The sequence below is a fragment of the Paenibacillus sp. 598K genome (assembly GCF_003851045.1).
Taxonomy (GTDB): domain Bacteria; phylum Bacillota; class Bacilli; order Paenibacillales; family Paenibacillaceae; genus Paenibacillus_D.
Genome location: NZ_BFBX01000009.1, coordinates 5,091 through 25,712, shown reverse-complemented (window position 1 = coordinate 25,712; position 20,622 = coordinate 5,091). Strand labels below are relative to the sequence as shown.

General features: G+C 60.8%; 15 protein-coding genes. 14 read left to right on the top strand and 1 reads right to left on the bottom strand.

All coding sequences use genetic code 11. The features are described 5' to 3' along the window. The first annotated feature begins 14 nt into the window (after positions 1 to 14). A complete protein-coding gene (locus PA598K_RS03380) occupies positions 15 to 1,325 on the top strand; it encodes an NtaA/DmoA family FMN-dependent monooxygenase (RefSeq protein WP_185601504.1) in 1,311 nt (436 codons plus the stop codon). 22 nt (positions 1,326 to 1,347) lie between these two features. Beyond that, positions 1,348 to 2,220 (top strand): fumarylacetoacetate hydrolase family protein, encoded by an 873-nt coding sequence (locus PA598K_RS03375; protein ID WP_128655492.1) that lies wholly within the window; start codon positions 1,348 to 1,350, stop codon positions 2,218 to 2,220. Between the two features lie 123 nt (positions 2,221 to 2,343). Here PA598K_RS03375 and catA read toward each other — a convergent pair whose 3' ends face one another. Next, positions 2,344 to 2,997: a type A chloramphenicol O-acetyltransferase gene (gene catA / locus PA598K_RS03370; RefSeq protein WP_128655491.1), complete on the bottom strand. Its 654-nt coding sequence runs from the start codon at positions 2,995 to 2,997 to the stop codon at positions 2,344 to 2,346. 364 nt (positions 2,998 to 3,361) lie between these two features. Between catA and PA598K_RS03365 the strand changes: the two genes are divergently transcribed. The 12 genes from PA598K_RS03365 to PA598K_RS03310 all read left to right on the top strand — a co-directional run bounded on the left by PA598K_RS03365 (position 3,362) and on the right by PA598K_RS03310 (position 20,496). Next, positions 3,362 to 4,405, top strand: a complete 1,044-nt coding sequence (locus tag PA598K_RS03365; protein ID WP_128655490.1) for a LacI family DNA-binding transcriptional regulator — start codon at positions 3,362 to 3,364, stop codon at positions 4,403 to 4,405. Between the two features lie 285 nt (positions 4,406 to 4,690). Further along, the gene (locus tag PA598K_RS03360) at positions 4,691 to 6,115 is read left to right on the top strand and encodes an extracellular solute-binding protein (protein ID WP_128655489.1); all 1,425 of its coding nucleotides are present in this window, start codon (positions 4,691 to 4,693) and stop codon (positions 6,113 to 6,115) included. 163 nt (positions 6,116 to 6,278) lie between these two features. Then, a complete protein-coding gene (locus PA598K_RS03355) occupies positions 6,279 to 9,212 on the top strand; it encodes an extracellular solute-binding protein (RefSeq protein ID WP_128655488.1) in 2,934 nt (977 codons plus the stop codon). Positions 9,213 to 9,325: 113 nt separating this feature from the next. Further along, positions 9,326 to 10,198 carry a carbohydrate ABC transporter permease gene (locus tag PA598K_RS03350; RefSeq protein WP_376739033.1) on the top strand — a complete coding sequence of 291 codons (873 nt, stop codon included), beginning with the start codon at positions 9,326 to 9,328 and terminating at the stop codon, positions 10,196 to 10,198. A 4-nt stretch (positions 10,199 to 10,202) separates the two neighbouring features. Further along, positions 10,203 to 11,066 (top strand): carbohydrate ABC transporter permease, encoded by an 864-nt coding sequence (locus tag PA598K_RS03345; RefSeq protein ID WP_128655487.1) that lies wholly within the window; start codon positions 10,203 to 10,205, stop codon positions 11,064 to 11,066. Between the two features lie 27 nt (positions 11,067 to 11,093). Continuing rightward, complete coding sequence (locus PA598K_RS03340; RefSeq protein ID WP_260405248.1) at positions 11,094 to 12,539, top strand: tetratricopeptide repeat protein; 1,446 nt, start codon at positions 11,094 to 11,096, stop codon at positions 12,537 to 12,539. Beyond that, positions 12,517 to 13,140 (top strand): Yip1 family protein, encoded by a 624-nt coding sequence (locus PA598K_RS03335; protein WP_128655485.1) that lies wholly within the window; start codon positions 12,517 to 12,519, stop codon positions 13,138 to 13,140. The genes PA598K_RS03340 and PA598K_RS03335 overlap by 23 nt, the downstream gene beginning before the upstream one ends. 17 nt (positions 13,141 to 13,157) lie before the next feature. Next, positions 13,158 to 15,938, top strand: a complete 2,781-nt coding sequence (locus tag PA598K_RS03330; protein WP_128655484.1) for a DUF5696 domain-containing protein — start codon at positions 13,158 to 13,160, stop codon at positions 15,936 to 15,938. Then, entirely contained in the window at positions 15,935 to 16,840 is a 906-nt protein-coding gene (locus PA598K_RS03325) for a carbohydrate ABC transporter permease (protein ID WP_128655483.1), read from the top strand. Before PA598K_RS03330 ends, PA598K_RS03325 begins: the two co-directional genes overlap by 4 nt. A gap of 17 nt (positions 16,841 to 16,857) precedes the next feature. Then, the gene (locus tag PA598K_RS03320; protein WP_128655482.1) at positions 16,858 to 17,874 is read left to right on the top strand and encodes a carbohydrate ABC transporter permease; all 1,017 of its coding nucleotides are present in this window, start codon (positions 16,858 to 16,860) and stop codon (positions 17,872 to 17,874) included. 13 nt (positions 17,875 to 17,887) lie between these two features. Beyond that, positions 17,888 to 19,657: a glycoside hydrolase gene (locus tag PA598K_RS03315; RefSeq protein ID WP_128655481.1), complete on the top strand. Its 1,770-nt coding sequence runs from the start codon at positions 17,888 to 17,890 to the stop codon at positions 19,655 to 19,657. Between the two features lie 170 nt (positions 19,658 to 19,827). After that, the gene (locus PA598K_RS03310) at positions 19,828 to 20,496 is read left to right on the top strand and encodes a PspA/IM30 family protein (protein ID WP_128655480.1); all 669 of its coding nucleotides are present in this window, start codon (positions 19,828 to 19,830) and stop codon (positions 20,494 to 20,496) included. The last annotated feature ends 126 nt before the right edge of the window (positions 20,497 to 20,622 follow it).

The following is a 20,622-nucleotide window of genomic DNA, read 5'->3' as shown; positions in this document are numbered from 1 at the left end:
GGTGGGGGAACAGCATGAGCAACAAAATTCACTTTGGCTGGTTTACGGAATACGGCCCGATCGGCTGGAACGGGCCCGATGCGGCGGAGGGCTACGATTGGCGGCAGCCCGAGGTGTATCAGAAGATGGCGGCGATCTGCGAGCGGGGACGCTTCGACTTCGCCCTGTTCGCCGATCATCTGGGCATCACCTCGACGTATCAGGACTCGCTGGACAATTATATCCGCTATGGCCTGAACGGCATCAATCACGACTCGACGATGCTGGCGGCGATGGTCGCCGCCTCCACCAAGCATCTGGGCGTCGGCACGACGATCTCGACCAGTCTGACGGCGCCGTATCAGCTGGCGCGCCAGACGGCCTCGCTCGATCATCTGACGAAGGGGCGGGTCGCCTGGAACATCGTGACGACGGCCAACATCGCCGGGTTCAAGAACTATGGGATCGAGGAGATGAAGGATCATGACGCGCGCTACGACCAGGCGGACGAATACATGGAGCTCTGCTCGCGTCTCTGGAGCAGTTGGGAGCCGGATGCGGTCATTATGGATCGGGAGAGCGGTATCTTCGCCGATCCTGCGAAGGTACACCGGATCAACTTTGAGGGCGAGTACTACAAGAGCCAGGGACCGCTGAATGTGCTGCCGACGCCGCAAGGGCGGCCGACGCTCATCCAGGCCGGTTCCTCCGCCAGAGGCAAGGACTTTGCTGCCCGCTGGGCCGACGCCGTCATCGTCGCCAAGCACAACCTCGACGACATGAAGCGCTATTACGACGACCTGAAGGGGCGCGCCGTCAAGATGGGGCGTCATCCCGACGAGCTGAAGATCTTTTTCATCATCAAGCCGGTCGTCGGCGCGACCGAGGAGATCGCGGCGCAGCGGCAGCAGCTCCGCATGAATCCGACCGACATGGAGCTGCACGCGGCGCTGGCGGCGATGTCCTCGCGGATGAGCGTAGATCTGAGCAAGTATGAGCTGGATGAGCCGGTGCCGACGATGAGCGAGAAGAGCATCCAGGGCGGGCAGACGACGCTCTCCCGTTACCAGACGGCGGAGAAGCGGCCGACGCTGCGCGAGATGGCGACCGAGGAGAGCGCCGGCAACAAGGCCAACATTATCGGCACGCCGGAGCAGGTCGCGGCGCAGCTCGAGGAGATCATGACGCAGGTAGGCGGCGACGGCTTCGTGGTTCGGGTCGATGCGCATGACCACGGCTACATGGAGGAGTTTGTGGACACCGTCATCCCCGTGCTGCAGGACCGCGGCCTCGTGCGCCGCGAGTATACCGGCAAGACGCTGCGGGATAATTTGTTTGAATCCTAGGTGAGCCGGGAGGAGGCGTAATATGAAACTGGCAACCTTGAAAATCGGCGGCGTCGAGAAGGCGGCGATCCGTGCTCCGCATGGCTATGTGCTGCTCGAGGCGCTCGGCCATCGCTGGCCTGCCGACCTGCTGTCGCTACTGCGCGGCGGCGCGCTCGAGTCGCTGACGGCGTGGTATCGGGAGGGCGGCGAGCAAGCGCTGCTGGCCTTGCCAGCGACTGCCGTCGAGACGGCCGAGTTCGCACCGCTCTACCGCGAGCCGGCCAAGATCTGGGGCATCGGCATGAACTATGTCGCGGAGGAGTCGGAGCTGGCGAGTGTCCCGGCAGGCGAGGAGCCCGTCGGCTTCATGAAGCCGACGACCGCGCTCATCGGGCCAGGCGAGGCGATCCGCATCCCGGCGGGCTGCGGCGAGATCACGGCCGAGGCGGAGCTGGCGATCGTCATCGGTCGGGAGGCGCGCGGCATCGCCGAGGCGGAGGCGCCGGGGGTTGTCGCCGGATTCACGACTGCGCTCGACATGACCGCCTCGGACATCCATGCTCGCAATCCGCGCTTCCTGACGCGGGCCAAAAGCTTCGACACCTTCCTCAGCATCGGCCCGGAGCTGGTCACTGTCGACGAAGCGGGCGATGTGCTCGACCTGCAAGTGGAGACGGCCTTGGGCGGCGTCGTGCGCCATCGCAACCGGATTCGCAATATGCGCTTTCGGCCCTGGTACACGGTCGCCTTCCATGCCGCATTTATGACGTTGCTGCCGGGTGACATCATCCTGACGGGGACGCCCGGCGCGGTCGTCATCCGGGATGGCGATGTCGTCGAGTGCCGCATTGGCGGCCTGGCGCCGCTGGTCAACCCGGCGGTAGCTGTCTCGATCGCAGCCGTGAGCCGATGAGCGGGCGACCCAGACCCTGATTTAGTCATACGAAGAAGCGTTCAACCGAAGCCTGTGGCTCCGGTTGAACGCTTTTTTAAGTTATTATTCTCCGACAAGTGCCACGCTTCTTGCGGGTTATCTTTACGGCAGCCATTCCTTGCACTGATCTGCTCTTTCCTGGAGCTGCTGGTACAGCAGACCGGCATGATAGCCGTCGCATACAGCGTGGTGGAGCTGAATGGACAGCGGCAGCCGAATGCTCCCTAGGTGCTCGGCATACCGTCCCATGGTGAAGATCGGGCGCAGGAACAGCCCTTCGTTGTAGACATTGAGATTGAAGCTCGTAAAGTTCACCCAGGGAATGCTCGATACCGGAAACGTATACGGCGGTTCATCCGGCTTGGCAGCGAGCTTGCGCACATCGCCGTACGTCCTCATATCCAGCTGGCAGCCCTCATAAAACGCCGCAAATGACTCCGCATACGGGGTCCAGATCGACGAAAACGTCTGATCCTGCTCATGACACACCGTATACGCCGGCGACACCTGCTCCCAATACCCGAGTTGACCCTCCTCGTCCAGCCAGGTCCGAAACGCCTGATGCCGATTGACGACAGTGGCCAGCATATGAATCAGAGCCGGGTACAGCTTGATGCGCCTTGCCCTGACCTCCGCCAATAGCAGGGTAATATCGAGCTCGGCTGTCATGCTAAACGTGCAGCGTACATGCTGCATGTAGTGGTTGTAATAAGGGGTGCGCGTCCAAGTTTCCAAGTTAATGCGGTGAAATTTCATCGTTAACCTCCTAAAATAGTTTGGGTTTATTTTAGGAGGTTCAATCCACTGCTTTGACCATATCCGTTCACGTTCCTTTTAGTGCGTGTTCAAAAAGGTCGTTTTTCAGCACCGAGAAGCTTGGAGGCAGGAGGAAATGAGGAGCGGAGCGTAGTGGAAGCTACGTGAACACCGGAAGTTCCGACTGCATTCAAGATTCGACGTCGAATCCGCTCCCTGAATCCCTTCGTGATCAAAAGCGGGCTTTTTGAACAACCTCTTTTAGGTTGAAATCCATTACAGCCTTCTTGCAGGCAACTATCTTCAGTATAACGCATTTGCTATAATGGGAACCAGACTCGAGAACAGGAAGGAAGCGTAGGGATTGAGACAGATCACGATATACGATATCGCCAGGGAAGCAAAAGTGTCGGTCGCGACCGTGTCCCGCGTGCTGAACGGCTCGGCGCCGGTCCGCAGCTCGACTCGGGCCAAGGTAGAGGCATTGATCCAGAGCTACAACTTCCAACCGAACGGCATGGCGCGCAGCCTCCTCAAAAAAGAAACCGGCCTTATCGGCTTGATCGTACCGGATCTGACCAATCCGTTTTTCCCGGAGGTGTTCGCCGGAGCCGAAGGCGCCGCGCATCAATCCGGCTATACGTTCCTGCTGAGCAACTCGATCGGCGACTATGCCCGGGAGTCCGAATATCTCCAACTCATGCGCGAGAAGCGTGTGGACGGCATCTTGTTCATGGGCGGGCGCATCAACCTGAAGGACTGCGACCCGGAGCTGGCGCAGGAGCTCGTCCAGATGGCGAGTCACATCCCGATGGTGCTGGTGAACGGAGCGATCCGCAATAGCGGCCTGGTCAGCGTGCAGACAGATGAAGGAGCCGGTACGCTGCTGGCGGTGCGTCACCTGATCGAGCTGGGGCATCGGGAGATCGCGTTCCTCGGCGGTGAGAGCCATATGACGACGACAGCGGTCAAGCTGCGCGCCTTCCGCAAGGCGATCAAGGAGGCGGGGCTGGCGCTGCGGCCGGAGTGGGAGCTCACCGACAGCTTCTCGATCGACTCGGGCAAGCGACAGATGGAGCGGCTGCTGGCGCTGGACAGCAGGCCGACCGGCGTCGTCTGCGTCAATGACTACAACGCGATCGGCGCGATCAAGGTCGCCGTCGGCGCAGGCCTTCGCGTGCCGGACGATGTCTCCATCGTCGGATTTGACGACATCCCGCTGGCGCATGACTTCATCCCGGAGCTGACGACCGTCTCCCAAAATGCGAATGAGCTGGGCAGTACGGCCGTGCAGGTGCTGCAGCAGATGATGAGCGGCGAGCAGGTGAAGAAGCAATACACGCTGAAGCCGCATCTAATCGTGCGTCAGAGCAGCGGACAAGTTAGCGCGAGGGCGTTGACCGAATAAAGGTGCCGCCGCTTGCAGCGACAAGCGACGGCTGCGAGCGGCGGCGACAGCTCAACGTTCGATTGCGCCAACGGCCGCGGGGCGTGCGACTGCGCCATCGGTGACGTCTCGCCGTCCGACGCGCCTGTGGAGGGCAGCGATCGGATGGCTGCGAGAACGGCAGCAGAAAAAATATTGACCTCTTGGCAATGTGCGGTCTATAATGAAATGGGTTTCATGAAACCCTTTACATTAATTTATGAAACCCATTTCATTTATCTCATATTAAGGGGAGTGTATTGAATCGTGAAAAAGCATCACATGAAGGCAAAGCTATCCCTGCTGTTCCTGGCGCTGCTGCTCGTCCTCGCAGCCTGCAGCGGCAACAACGCCGCAACGCCGCAGCCGAGCGATCCCCCGGAGAACGAAAACAAGACGGAGGCGCCGCCTGCCGAGGAGGAGAAAGAGCCTGAGGAGCCTGAGGTCAACCTGGGCGGCCGGGAGGTGCGAATCTCGCAATGGTGGGACGCTGAGCCGAAGGGCGACTCGGTAGCCGACGAGCTGGCGCGCGAGCGGATCGCCAACGTCGAGAAGAAATATAACGTCAAGATCAGCTATCTGAACACGGAATACTGGTCCACCTCGGAGAAGCTGTCCGCCTCCGTCATGGCCAATGATCCGTTCGCCGAGATCGTCCGCGTCCCGGACGGCTTCATCTGGGGCTTGATGAATGGCGGCTTCCTGACGCCGCTCAACGACTATACGGCCGCTTCTCGAATGTCGGATGAGATGATCGAGGCGATGAAGTTCGGCGGCGATACGGTATACGGTCTGGAAGGCTGGTTCAACGACAACGAGAGCGGCGTGTATTACAACAAGCGCCTCTTCAAGGAAGCCGGGCTAAAAAATCCGCAAGAGCTGATGGAGGAGGACAACTGGAACTGGGCCGCGATGGTCGATGCCGCCAAAAAGCTGACCGTCGACAATAACGGCGACGGCAAGCCGGACCAATATGGGCTCGCAGGCGCGCACTACGTCATGTCCGAGATGATGATCGCCAGCAATGGCGGACGCATCTACGACGAGTCGACGAGCAAAGTAATGTTCGATGCTCCGGAATCGATGGAAGCGCTTAATCTGCTGCATAGCCTGTACAACGAGCATAAGGTCGTCAAGGAGAACGAGGGCAACGACTGGGAGGACCCTGCGAAGTACTTCGCAGAGGGCATCATCGCGATGTACCCGGGCGGGCTGTGGGAGATCGAAGGGCGGATCGTCGACAAGATGAAGGACGAGTGGGGGTATGTGTACTTCCCGAAAGGTCCGAAGGCCGATGCGTATCTGGATCGTCTCGGGGGCACGGAAACCGTCGTCATCCCGAAAGGCGTCAAGGACCCTGAGGTGATGGTCAAAATCTGGGCCGAGCTGACGGACTTTGATAACTGGGAAGAGAACCGCCGTCTGTCATTGGAGAACATCCTGCCCGACGAGACGTCCGTCGCCAACGCAATGAACGATAACGGCGAAGCGCGCCGCGTCTTCGGCGGCCGATTCGGAGGCCTCGGGATCAAGGATCATCTCGATTCGGTCACGGAGAAGTTCCTGACCGGCGAGACGACGCCTGCGACGGGGATCGCCCAAGTGGTCGGGCCGGCGCAAGCTGCGGTAGAGAAGGTGCTGAGCGGCGAGATCGACGACGAGAAGGAAGAGGAAGCTGGCGGCGAAGGTTAATCTGCGCCATGCCAAGGCGATAAAGGCGGAGCGCTCAGCGGTCCGCGGGCGTTAGCGGCCCTGAGCGAGATCCGCCTTCATGAGGCTTGTTGACCGCCAGCCTGTGATTTCGATTTCTGCTCTTCTAGCGAAGTCGGTTATCCTTCAGCAAATGTTAAGGGGGATGGAGTTGAAGTACGCAAAGTCCAAAAGCGCGATCATCGGGTTGGCCGCTGTTCTTGTCGTTGTCGCTCTGGCAGTCTATCTCGCGGTACGCGATGGCGCGGGCGATCCTCGCACGGCGATGCGCGCCATAGCTGCTGCGGACAGTAAGCCTGCGTTCGCAGCAGCAAGCGCGGTCGAGGGAAGCTACGCGCATTATCGTCAGCAGCATGACGGCGCGCCATCGCCGGGCGTGGAGGTCATCGTCCAAGGCAGCGACTATAGCGCAGCACAAGACATGTCGCCCCGGACGCTCACAGAGCTGGGCGGCGAGCGCGGCGAGTTCGTCGAGACGGGAGAGAGCGGGACGATCGAGTGGGAGGTCGAGGTGCCGGCTACGGGACTGTATCATCTCGCGATTCGGTACTATCCCGTAGCTGGCAAAAGCTCCGCGATCGAGCGTTCGCTCCTGATCGACGGCGAGCTGCCGTTCGATAGCGCCCGCAATCTGATGTTCCACCGGATCTGGCGCAATGAACTGGACGCCATCGTCCAGGATAATCGAGGCAATGATCTGCGGCCGCGACAGATCGAAGCGCCGCGTTGGCAAGAAACGTTCGTCCGCGATGCCGAGGGCTATTATCAGGAGCCTTATGCCTTCTACCTGACGGAAGGCCGCCATACGCTGTCCCTGGTCTCCCTGCGCGAGCCGATGGCGATCGAGTGGATCGCGCTGCGGCAATCTGAGGCGCCGCCGATGTACGAGGAGCTGGCTGCCGCATACGAGGCAGCAGGCTATCAGGCGACGAGCGGGCAGACGATCAAGGTGCAAGGCGAGGATGCGATCTACAAGTCGTCGCCGACGCTCTATCCGACCACCGACCGGTCTTCACCGGCGACGGAGCCTTACCATGTATCCAAGATTCGCATGAATACGATCGGCGGCAACAACTGGCGCAGCCCCGGGCAGTGGATCGCCTGGGAGGTCGATGTGCCCGAAGACGGTCTGTACGAGCTGGCGATCAAGAGCCGGCAGGAGCTGCTGCGGGGGACCTACTCCACGCGCTCGCTCTGGATTGACGGGGAGATCCCGTTTCAGGAGGCGGCCACTATCCCCTTCTTCTATCATTCGGATTGGCAGATGAGCGTGCCTGGCGACGGGCAAGCGCCTTATCTGTTCTATCTGACCCGAGGCAAGCACGAGTTGAAGCTCGAGGTGACGCTTGGCGCGATCGCGCCGCTCCTGCTCGAGGTGGAGCAGAGCTTGCTCGAGATCAACGCGATGTATCGAAAAATCTTGATGATCACCGGCAATGTGCCCGATCCATACCGGGATTATCAATTGGATAAACAGATCCCGGATATGGTCGCTGTATTCCGGGAGCAGAGCGACATCCTGTACGCCGTGTCCGAGGAGCTGGAGCAGCTGACCGGCGAGAAGAGCGACAAGACGGCGATCCTGAACAAAACGGCTTACCAGCTCGCGGATATGGCGGATCGTCCGCAATCGGTCCAGCAGCGGCTAGGCCAGTACAAGATCAATGCTGGCAGCGTCGGCGCATGGATCCTCGAGGTGCGCGAGCAGCCGCTCGAGATCGACTACCTGATGCTCATGTCGCCCGACGCCAAGCTGCCTCGCGCAGACGCCGCGACGCCACGCAAGCTGTTCCATGAAGCGTCCTCGTTTATGTATTCATTCTTCGAGGACTATGATACGATCGGCAGCGCCTCGGAGGAGGGCGAGCCGGTGACGGTTTGGATCGGCACCGGCCGCGACCAGGCGCAGGTGCTCAAGGCGATGATCGACGATACGTTCACGCCGCTCACCGGGATCGGCGTCAATCTGAAGCTGGTCAGTCAGGACGTGCTGCTACGAGCGTCGCTCGCTGGCGAAGGGCCGGATGTCGCCCTGCAGGTGGGCAATGACGCGCCGGTCAACTTCGGGATGCGGAGCGCCGCCGAGGATCTGTCGGTATACCCGGGCTTCGACGAGCTGATGACGCAGTTCCGCGACAGCGCATTCGTACCGTATCGCTATGACGGCAAGGTGTTCGCGCTGCCGGAGCAGCAGATCTTCAACATGCTGTTCTACCGCAAGGACATCCTCGACGAGCTCGGACTCGATGTGCCGCAGACGTGGGACGATGTGTATGCGATGATCCCGGTGCTGCAAAAGCATCATATGGAGCTGGCGCTGCCGATCGCCCAGACGACGGGCGTGCCCGTACTGGAAGTGAACCGGGCGTATGCAATGCTGCTCTACCAGAACGGCGGCGAGTTCTATCTGAACAACGGGGCCAAGAGCGGCATGGATACGCAGATCGGCCTGGACGCCTTCAAGCAATGGGCCGACTTCTACACGAGCTACAAGCTGCCGATCATCTTCGACTTCCCGATGCGGTTCCGGACCGGGGAGATGCCGATTGGCATCCAGGACTATACGTTCTACAACTATCTGACCGTATCCGCTCCCGAGATCAAGGGACTATGGGAGTTCGTGCCGGTCCCTGGACTGCCGCAGCCGGACGGCAGCATCCGCCGCGATGTCGCCAGCGGCGGCACCGCCGCGATCATGCTGCAGCAGTCGACCAACAAGGACGCCGCCTGGGCGTTCCTCAAGTGGTGGGTGAGCAAGGATGCTCAGGTCCGATTCGGACGGGAGATGGAAGGGCTGATGGGCGCGGCTGCGCGCTATCCGACCGCCAACATCGAAGCGTTGCGCGAGCTGCCCTGGCCGGCCCGCGACTACGAGAGTCTGGAGGCGCAGTGGGCGTGGGTAGCCGGCGTGCCGGAGGTGCCGGGCGGTTATTTCACCGGACGGCATCTCGACAATGCGCTGCGCGAAGTGCTCAACAACGGCACCAATACGGCCGATGCGCTCTATGACTATGTGCAGGAGATCGACTACGAGATCGCCCAGAAACGGGAGGAGTTCAATCTGGATGGCGTGGACTAAAGGGGGGCTCTGCAGTGCAAGGGACTAAACTAATGGCTGAGACGGCGACGCAGCCGGCAGCGGAACGGCGGGCCTCCGGTCTCCGGAGCCAATGGGCATGGTTCGTCTCGGATATGAAGCGGGATCGGCATCTGTTCGTGCTGATGGCGCCCTATATGGTGCTGTTCGGCGCCTTCACCGTGCTGCCGGTCGTCATCTCGATTTTTTTCAGCTTTACGTACTTCAATATGCTGGAGTCGCCGCGCTGGGTCGGCTGGTCCAACTACGCCCGGCTGCTGTGGAGCGACGACGTCTTCCTGATCGGTCTGAAAAACACGTTGATCTTCGCCGTCATCACCGGCCCTGTCAGCTATCTGGCCTGCTTTGTATTCGCCTGGCTGATCAACGAGCTGCGCCCCAAGGTTCGGGCGTTCATGACACTGATCTTCTTCGCTCCATCGATCTCGGGCAATGTGTTCTTCATCTGGCAGATCATCTTCTCAAGCGATGCGTATGGCATCATCAACGGCTTCCTGATGCGGATCGGCTATCTCAACGAGCCGGTCCAGTGGCTGCAGGACCCGCAGTACATGCTGGGCATCATCATCATCGTCCAGCTCTGGCTCAGTCTCGGCACGAGCTTCCTCGCCTTCATCGCCGGCTTGCAGACGGTCGATCGGACGCTGTACGAGGCCGGCGCCGTCGACGGCGTACGCAATCGCTGGCAGGAGCTGTGGTACATTACGCTGCCATCGATGCGTCCGCAGCTTATGTTCGGCGCGGTCATCCAGATTACCGCCTCGCTGGCGGTCGCCGACGTATCGATGGCCTTGGCCGGATTCCCGAGCGTCCAGTACGGCGCGCATACCGTCGTCACGCATCTGGTCGACTACGGCACGATCCGCTTCGAGATGGGCTATGCGTCCGCCATTGCGACCGTGCTGTTCATGCTCATGCTGGGCACGAATCTGGTCGTTCAGAAGTTGCTGCGAAAGGTAGGGGAATAGCGAGATGAAGCTGGCCTTGAGGCTCGACAAACGGTTAAATCGCTCCTGGCAGGTGGATGCGCTGCTGTTCCTGCTGCTCGGCTTATTCGGCTGCTTTATGGCCATCCCGTTAATTTATGTCATTAACAATGCATTCAAGCCGCTCGACGAGCTGTTTATCTTCCCGCCGACGCTGTTCGTGCGCAACCCGACCTTTGAGAACTTCGCCGATCTGCTGCAGGTCATGAAGGGCTCCTGGGTGCCGTTCTCCCGTTACATCTTCAACACCTTCTTCATCACGGCGGCGGGAACGGCCGGGCATATCCTGCTCGCCTCGGCGGCGGCATACCCGCTGGCCAAGCACAAGTTCCGCGGGCACAAGGTGCTCTTTACGATCATCGTGCTCTCGCTTATGTTCTCGCCGCATGTGACGGCCATCCCCAACTATATGATTATGTCGAGCATTGGTTGGATCGATTCGTACAAGGCGCTGATCGTCCCGGCCTTCGCGTTCCCGCTCGGGCTGTACCTGATGAAGCAGTTCATGGAGCAGATCCCCGACGCGCTGCTCGAGGCGGCCAAGATCGACGGCGCGAGCGAATACCGGATCTTCTGGCAGATCGTCATGCCGCTCGTCAAGCCGGCCTGGCTGACGCTGCTCATCCTCATGATGCAGATGCTGTGGGGCGCGGATGGCGGCAGCTTCATCTATAGCGAGCAGCTCAAGACGATGCATTTTGCGATGGGGCAGATCATCCAGGGCGGGATCGCGCGCGCTGGCGCCGGGGCCGCTGTAGCAGTCGTCGTCATGACAGTGCCGATCGTGACGTTCCTGCTGTCGCAGAGCAGCGTCATCCAGACGATGGCGTCGTCGGGCATGAAGGATTAATGGAGTGGGGGGCGTGTGAGGTTGAATATGAAGCAAGCACTGATCATCCTGGCGGCGGCGTTGCTCCTCGCCAGCATCCGTCCGGCGGCGGCGACGGCCGCGCCTTATGAAGGCTATGTGTACTCCTGGTGGGGAGAGGCGGTCCATTCACCGATCGCCTACCTGCCGAGCCGCTCGATCACCGGCCAGGAGGCGGGAGGCGAGCCGTGGGCGGCTGCCAACGATCTGTTCGCGGCGGCGGACGGCTCGCTCTATGTGCTGGACTCAGGCAGCGGCACGATCACCGTGCTGGACCGCGAGTGGCAGATCAAGGACCGGATCGGCGCATTCGAGCAGGACGGCGCGCCGGACAGCTTCCGCAACCCCGAGGGGCTGTTCGTCACGCCGAGCGGCCATATCTACGTCGCGGATACCGATAATAGCCGGATCGTCGAGCTTGGTCCGGGCGGCGAGTTCGTCCGCGAGATCGGCGCGCCGCAATCCGATGTGCTGAGCGCGGGCTTTACGTTCTTCCCGCGCAAGGTAATCGTCGACAAGGCCGGACGCATCTACGTAATCGCGCGAGGCGTGTTCGATGGCATCATCGAGTTCGACAGCGACGGCGTCTTCACCGGCTTCATGGGCACGAACCGGGTCGCCTTCGACCCGATCGACCTGTTCTGGAAGACCGTCTCGACGCAGGAGCAGCGGGACAAGATGATCCGCTTCGTGCCGATCGAGTTCAACAACCTGGCGCTCGATGGCGAGGGTTTCATCTATACGACGACGGCGGATCGTACCTCGCTGTCGCCCGTGAAGCGGCTCAATCCGTCGGGGATCGATGTGCTGCGGGTTACGGACGCGTATCTGCCGCCGATCGGCGATTATGCACGGGTGCGCTCGACGTTCGTCGATATCGATGCGGTCGGCAGCGGCGTCTACCGGACGCTCGACTCGACGCGCGGCCGGGTGTTCACCTACAACGAGGACGGCAGTCTGCTCTACGTCGTCGGCGGCCTGGGCAACCAGCGCGGCACGTTCCGCAATCCGGTCTCCCTGGCCAATCACGGGGATCGTCTGCTTGTACTCGACCGCGATCTGGGGCGGATCACCGAGTTTGCGCCGACGCGCTTCGGCGAGCTCGTCAACGAGGCCAATGCGCTCTACGCCGGCGGCAAGCATCATGAGGCTGCCGAGCTATGGCAGGAGGTCATCCAGCTCGATGCCAACTACGAGATGGCCTATGTCGGTATCGGCAAGTCCTTGCTGCGGCAAGGCGAGTTCAAGCAGGCGCTGACGTATCTGAAGCTCGGCAACGACCGGATCTATTACTCCAAGGCGCTGGCCAAATACCGCCGAGAGTACATGCAGGAGAACTTCGGCTTCTACATGACGATCCTGCTGGCGACGCTGCTCGCCATCTTGATCGGACGCGGCCTGGTGCGCAGACAGAGGAAGGAGGCGAAGGCCCATGCAGTTACTCAGGGAAGCTAGATATACGCTTCACGTCGCCTTCCATCCGTTCGACGGCTTCTGGGACTTGAAGTACGAGGAGCGAGGGCGGCTGCGGATGGCCTTGTTCATCCTGCTCGGCGTTACGGTGACGATGATATTGAAGCGGCAGTTCTCCGGTTACGTGGTCAACTTCAATCATCCACTCTCGCTGAACAGCATCAACGAGTTGAAGTATATCGTCTTCCCGTTCCTGCTCTGGTGCGTGGCCAACTGGTCGCTGACGACGCTCATGGACGGCGAAGGCAAGTTCCGGGAGATCGTCATCGCCACCGGCTACGCGATGCTCCCGCTCATCCTCGTCTATGTGCCCAATCTGCTGCTCAGCAACGTCATTACGCTGCGGGAGGCGTCGTTTTATTATTTGCTGGAGTCGGTAGCGTACCTGTGGTTCCTCTGGTTGCTGTTCGTCGGCACGATGACGGTGCACCAGTACACGGTGATGAAGACGATAACGACCATGCTGCTGACGCTAGTGGTGATGGGCGTGATGATATTCCTCGGCTTGTTATTCTTTAGTCTGATCCAGCAGTTCGTAAGCTTCGTGTATACCGTCTATCAGGAGCTTGCGTTACGCAGATGAGGAAAGGAGGGCGCATGGTGAAGCAGCTTCTGAAAACAAGGGTCGCATGCCTGCTCCTGGCAGGCGTCGTCGGCTGTCTGACATTGGGCCAGAGCGCGACGCTCGTACAATCGCAGGAAGCGGCGCAGTCGCCCGACGCTTCGGCGGCATCCGAGCAGCCCGTACAGGAGTCGGCTGAGGGCGTCGAGGCCGGGGAGTCAGAGCAGGAGGGCGAACGAGGGCAAGATCAAGGTCTGGTGCAGGAGGGACGGGCAGCAGAAGGCGCAGATGGCGGAGAGCCGCAGATGGCCCAGCCGGAGCAAGCCCAAGAGCAAGCGCTGGCACCGGGGCAAGAGCAAGCACAGGAGCCATCCGGGCAGACAGCCGCGACCGGGGAGGGCGACAGGGCTGACGCCGTCGAGTCCGCGACCGATAACCTCGAGGGGATGGAGGCGATGGCGGATAACGGACAGCTGACGCTCTATGTGCATCCGGAGACGACGCAGGTCGCCGTGCTGCACCAGCGCAGCGGCGACGTCTGGCACACCAACCCGCCGGACCGCGAGGCCGATGCGATCGCTACAGGCTATAACAAGGCGAAGCTGAACGTGCAGTTCGAGCTGACGTATTACGACGAATCGGGCAACGCCCTGCGCTACGACAACTATACGCATAGTATCCTGAGCGGGCAATTCGAGATCGAACCGGCCGAAGACGGCGTCACGATCGTCTACACGATCGGCGAGGTCGCGGGCGATCTGGATGCCATCCCCAAGTATATCAACGCCAGCCGGTTCCAGAGCGCGATCCTCGATCGGCTCTCCAGCGATGCGGATCGGCGCGAGGTCAGCCTGCGCTTCCGGCTGGATGAGGAGCAGCAGCGCTACGAGCGGCGCGACTCGGCGCTGCGCGGAGTCGGTCTGAGCAAGCTGCTCGGCCTCTTCGAGGAGATCGGCTATGACGAGGCGGAGCGGGCGATCGACAAGGAAGCGTACGGCGAGTCTGCCGAAGGGCCGCAGGGCGTGCGCGTGCCGCTCGCCTATCAGATCGAGGACGACGAGCTGCGCGTATCGATATCGGGCGAGGGGCTGCAATACCCGGCATCGATGCACATCCAGTCGATCTCGCTGCTGCCGTTCTTCGGGGCGAGCGGTCAGGAGGACGAGGGGTATATCGTCGTCCCGGACGGCTCCGGCTCGCTCATCCGGTTCAACAACGGTCGCACCTACGCTGCGCCGTACCGGACGCTGTTGTACGGCGGGGACGGAGCGATCAGCCAGTTGGCGAACCGGCAGCAAGCGATGGAGGCCCGGCTGCCCGTATTCGGGATGAGCTATGGCGATCGTGGCTTCATGGGCATCATCGAATCGGGCGACGCCGTCGCTGCCGTGGAGGCCGATGTGAGCGGGCGGTTGAATGCGTACAACAACGTCTATCCGACCTTTACGATCTACAACTACGAAGAGGTCACGCTCAGCAACGGCTGGCGCTCCAGCACGATCAAGCGATTCCAGCAAGAGCCGTTTCGGGGCGATATCGCGGTGCGGTACCAGTTCCTGGAGGAAGACCGCAACGGCTATCCGGACATGGCTGCGAGCTACCGCGACTACCTCGTGCGGACGACGGGTATGGCGCCGCTGGAGGATGATACTGGCGTACCGTTCTATGTCGAGCTGATCGGCGGCATTCCGAAGCAGAAGTTTTTCCTCGGCATTCCCTATCAGGCATATGAGCCGTTGACGACCTTCGAGCAGGCTGCGGAGATCCTCGGCCAGATGCAGGACGCGGGCATCGACAATATCAAGCTGCGGTATACCGGCTGGTTCAACAACGGCATCCATCATAATACGCCGAGCGGGATCAAGGTCGACCGCAAGCTCGGCGGAAGCAAGGGGCTGCGCGAGCTGCAAGCCGTCGCCGAGGCGGCGGATGTGGCGCTGTACCCGGACGCCAGCTTCCAGGAGGCAGCGCCGCGAGCGCGCGGCTTCAGCCGCTCGAGCCAAGCCTCGCGGTTCATCTCCAACAAGGTGGCGGCGGTGTACCCGTACGCGACAGCGACCTACGGTCAGGATCTGGATGCCGACCCCGGCTACATCGTCAGCCCGAAGGCGCTGCCGTCGATCGTCGACGGCTTCATCGCTGATTACCGTCGCACAGGACTGACCGGGCTGTCGTTGCGCGATTTCGGCAGCGAGCTTAACGGCGACTATAACCGGGCGGGCGTCATCGATCGCGAAGCGGCCAAGGGGATCGTCCGGGAGCAGCTGGCGAGGCTCGGCGAGGCGGCAGAGGAGCTGCTGATCGAGGGCGGCAACGCCTACGCAGCCCCCTATGCCCGTCATATCGTCGATGCGCCGATGACGAGCAGCGGCTTCAACATTACGGACGAGAGCATCCCGTTGTTCCAGTTGGTCTATCACGGTTATGTCAGTTACGCCGGGACGCCGTGGAACCTTGCGGACAATCAGGATGCGCGGATTAATTTCCTGCAGGCGCTGGAGAGCGGAGCAGGGCTCCACTATACGTGGTTCCATGCCGAAGCCTCGGCGATCAAGATGACCGGGTTCGACCATTACTACTCGGCGGATTATCGGAGCTGGCTGGACGAGGCGGCGCGGCAATATCGCGAGCTGGACGAAGCGATCGGCGATGTGTCCGGTCAGCCAATCGTTGACCATCGTCGCGTGGCTGAGGGCGTCTACAAGACGACGTATGACGGGGGCAAGACGGTCGTCGTGAACTACAATGACGCGGCTGTCGAGGTGGACGGCGTGCGGATCGATGCGATGGATTACGGGATAGGAGGCGGCAAGCGATGAGGTTCAGATTAAGACGGCTCTCGCTCGAGCAAAAAAATCGTTATTACGGCCTATACTTTATCTTGCCGTGGCTGGCAGGCTTCGTGCTGCTGTTCCTCGTGCCGCTGATCGCCTCCTTCCGGTACAGCCTCAGCAATCTGCAGGTGACCAATGAAGGCTTCACGCTGAACCCGATTGGCTGGGCCAACTACCGCGAGGCGTTGCTATCGCATGAGTCGTACGTCCGTACGCTGACCGGCTCGCTGCTCAATATCGGCGTCAATACGCCGCTCATCGTCATCTTCAGCCTGTTTTTCGCCGTGCTGCTCAATCAGAAATTCAGAGGTCGGGTACTGGCCAGGGCGATCTTCTTCCTGCCGGTCATCCTCGCCTCGGGCATCATCGCCAGCATCGAGAACGGCGATCTGATGCAGTCGGTCGTCAGCAGCGCCAGCGAGTCCACCGGGGGCGGTCTGGCCATCATGGAAAATTTGGAGCTGACGGTCATGCTCATCGAGTCGGGCATGAGCGTCACCTTCGTCGACTATCTTACCGGCGCGGTGAGCCGGATCTATGAGATTATCAGTCAGTCGGGCGTGCAGATCCTGATCTTCCTCGCCGGCCTCCAGTCGATCTCGCCCTCGCTGTACGAGGCGGCCAAGATCGAAGGCTCGACAGGCTACGAGGCGTTCTGGAAAATTACGTTCCCGATGATTAGCCCGCTCATTCTGACCAATCTGGTCTATACCATTATCGACAGCTTCATCCGCGACGAGACAAGCCGGATGATCGTCGACACGGCGTTCAAGGACTTTAACTTCGGCTTGAGCGCGGCGATGGCATGGATCTACTTCGCCGTCATCGCGATCGTCCTGTGGGTGGCGACCGCGATCGTATCCCGCAAGGTGTACTATCAGGATTAGTCCGGAGGTGAGAGGAAATGAAGACGGAAATTGCGGCGCGGCGGCAGCCGATCAGGGAACGGTGGCCGCTGCGCCAGGTCTCGACGGCCTACTGGTTCGAGGCGCTGAAGAAATGGTCCTGGGTGCTCATCCGATTCGTGCTCATATTCGGCATCTCCTTCGTCATTATTTACCCGATCCTGCTGAAGCTGTCGATTGCCTTCAAAAGTCGGGAGGATCTGTACGATTCGACGGTCATCTGGGTGCCGCAGTCGCTGACGCTGGAGAACTTCAAGCTCGTCTATCAGGCGATGAATTACCCGGCGGTGCTGCTCAACACGCTGCTGCTCTCGGGCATCGTCATGATTCTGACGACGATGACCTGCGTGCTGGCGGGCTACGGCTTCTCGCGCATTCGGATGCGGGGCAGCGGTCTGCTGTTTGCGGCGGTCGTGTTTACGATATTGGTGCCGTCTCACACGATCATGGTGCCATTGTATTTGAATTTCAAATCGTTTGATATTTTAGGCATCTTCGCGCTGGTGCGCGGCGAGCCGCTTAATCTCATTAACACGTACTGGCCATTCGTCTTGTCTGCGGCGCTCGGCATGGGCGTCAAGACGGGCCTGTACGTCTACATTTTCCGCCAGTTTTTCAAAGGCATCCCGCGCGAGATCGAAGAGGCGGCCTATGTGGACGGGGCCAACTACTTTGCAACCTTCCTGCGCGTGGTGCTGCCCAATGCGGTGCCGGCGATGGTGACGGTTATGCTGTTCTCATTTGTATGGCAGTGGAACGACAGCTTTTTCACGAACATGTACCTTAACGAGCCGAAGGTGATGTCGTCGATGATGGCTTCGTCGGGCTACTCCATCGCGACGTTCCTGAGCGGCGGCGGTCAGGCGGAGATGCTGCGGTATGTGCAGGACCCGTTTTTCATGTCGATGATGATGAATACGAGCGTGCTGATGGCGATTTTGCCGCTAATCGTGCTGTACCTGTTCGTGCAGCGGCATTTTGTGGAATCGGTCGAGCGCTCGGGATTGGTAGGCTAATATGGAGAGGCGGATGAAGAGAACCTTGACTACTTTGGCAGTGGCAGCCTTGTGCACCTCCGCCATCGGCCTGTATGCCGTCATGGGCCGGGATACGAACGCGCCTGAGGCGATGCAAGATCCGACGGGCGCGGCGGAGGGGCAGACAACAGAGACGACGGAGCAGCACGAGCAAGAGACGAAGGAGCAAGCGCAAGGGACGGAGGAGCAAGAGCAAGGGATGAAGCAGCAAGAGCAAGGGACTGATGAGCAGGTGCAGGAGGAGGCGGTGACCGCCGTGCGATTGGATGGCGGGATGCGCTATCAGACGATCGACAACTTCGGCGCCTCCGACGCCTGGTCGATGGAGCCGCTCGGCAAGTACTGGACCGAGGAGAACAAAGCGCGGGTGGCCGATCTGCTCTTCTCGCAGGAGGAGGGCATCGGGCTATCGGCGTGGCGGTTCAATATCGGGGCGGGCTCGGCGGAGACCGATCAGGCGATCATCCCCGACCCGTGGCGGCGATCCGAGGCGTTCAAGATGTACGAGGGCGAGGCGTACGACTGGAGCAAGCAGGCGGGGCAGCAATGGTTCCTGCGCGCTGCCAGCGAGCGCGGCGTCGACACGTTGATCGCCTTCGTCAACAGTCCGCCGGTGTGGATGACCAAGAATGGTCACGGACAGCCCGATGACTCGGTCGGCTCGACCAATCTGAAGGATGGCTACGAAGCGGCGTTCGCCTCCTATCTGACCGATGTGCTGGCGCATTTCGAGTCGGAGGGGCTGGCCTTCGACTATATCAGCCCAATCAATGAGCCGACCTGGGACTGGAACCGGGCGCATCAGGAAGCCAACCGCTACAACAATGAAGACCTGAAGCGGGTCATCCTGGCGCTGCATCGTCAGCTCCAGGCCAGCGGTCAGACGGCGCAGATCAGCGCCCCCGACGGCGTCGAGATCCATGCGCTGCTCGACGACGAGTACTATCGCCGTTTCTCCGGCGGCGATCGCTACAATGGCGGCGCCAACACCCTCGGCCTGGGCAGCTACCGCGAATATATTAAGACGCTGCTCGGCGATCCCAAGCTGAAGGCAGCGGTCGGCAAAAAGATCGCCTCCCACTCCTACTGGTCCGACTACAGTCGGCCCGGCGACGACCGGCTCGGCGAGCTGCGGGCGCTGCTCGCCGAGAACCTGAAGGCGTACGATGCCGACGCCAAATATTGGGTGACCGAGTATTGCATCCTCGGCGACGATGGCCCGGGACGCGACCTTGGCATCGACTCGGCGCTGCGCGTGGCGCGGACGATCCATTTCGACCTGGCGGTGTCCAACGCCGCCGCCTGGCAGTGGTGGACGGCCGTCTCCAAGGTTGATTACAAGGACGGGCTGATCTACACCGACTTCCAGCAGGAGGGGGACGAGCAGAGCATCCTCACCTCCAAGATCCTGTGGTCGCTCGGCAACTACAGCAAGTTCGTGCGGCCGGGCGCGGTGCGGATCGGCTTGACCGGCCTGGACGAGGCGGCACGCGACGGGCTGCTCGGCTCGGCCTACGTCCACGATGGCGAGGGCGTCGTCACTGCCGTATTCGTTAACGACAGCGACGAGGACCGCCGTGTCGAGCTGGCGCTGGACGGACTGGCGGCGATCCGCGCAGGCGCGCCGCTGGCGGCGCATCTGACGTCCGACACGGCCGATCTGATGCGGATCGCCGATGTCGCAGCCGAGTCGGATGGCTCCTACGCGACAGTCGTGCCGGCTCGCTCGGTGCTGACGCTGACGAGCGATACGTCTCGATAAGCCGGGCAGTGGTGGGCCAGTGCTGTTATTTCATGAGGTTAAGTAAGTTGGCGGACAGGGCAGAGGCCCTGTCCATTTGTTTTGTATACATAATGAATCCTTTTGGGTAAAAGTACGGTATTATAGTAAACAGAGGTTCAAATTACGATCCAGGCGAGGAGGCATGCACCATGGGGATCTTATCCCGGTTCAGAGATATTATGCGAAGCAATGTCAATGCATGGTTCAACAAGGAGGAGCGGCCAGACCAGACGATCGATCACTATATGCGCACCGTCCAGCGCGACCTGGGGCAGGTGAAGGCGGAGAGCACCGCGCTGCAGACCGAGGTTAGCCGCACGAAGCGGGCGTGGGACGAGTGCCGCTCCGAAGTCAACAAGCTGCAGCGTTACGCCGAGCGCTCGATGGATAATGGCGATGAGGATGCGGCGCTCCGCTTCCTGGAGCAGAAGACCGCCCGAGCGGCCAAGGAGCCGCAGCTCAAGGCGGCCTACGAGCTCGCCTCGACCAAGGCGGAGAAGATGAGTCAGCTGGAGGAGAAGCTGGTCGCAGACGTCCGGCAGTTGGAGGTGCGTCAGACCGAGCTCAAGCGCAAGCTCGCGGACACCCAGGCGCAGCAGCGATATAACGAACAGCAAGCTGGCGGCGCTTCATTGAAGCAAGCAGAGGCCAAGATCAATCAAGCCTATGACGAGGCGGTGGCGCTGGCTGAGCTGAGATCGGAGCAGGAGAGCGATCTCGACGAGCTGTTCGCCGATCTGGAGCGGCAGATGGCGACAGAGAGCCCGGCGGCCGACCCGCAGCAGGAGCTGGCGACATTAAAGATGAAGGTTGATTAACAGCTTATAGATCAGACTGTCCTTAAAAGGCCGAAGAGGCACGGAATCGTTACTGGAGAAGCGAAGCGTTCGCCTTTGTCCCCGGATTTCAGCCGCTAAAGCGGTGAACAATCAAGAAATCTGGGG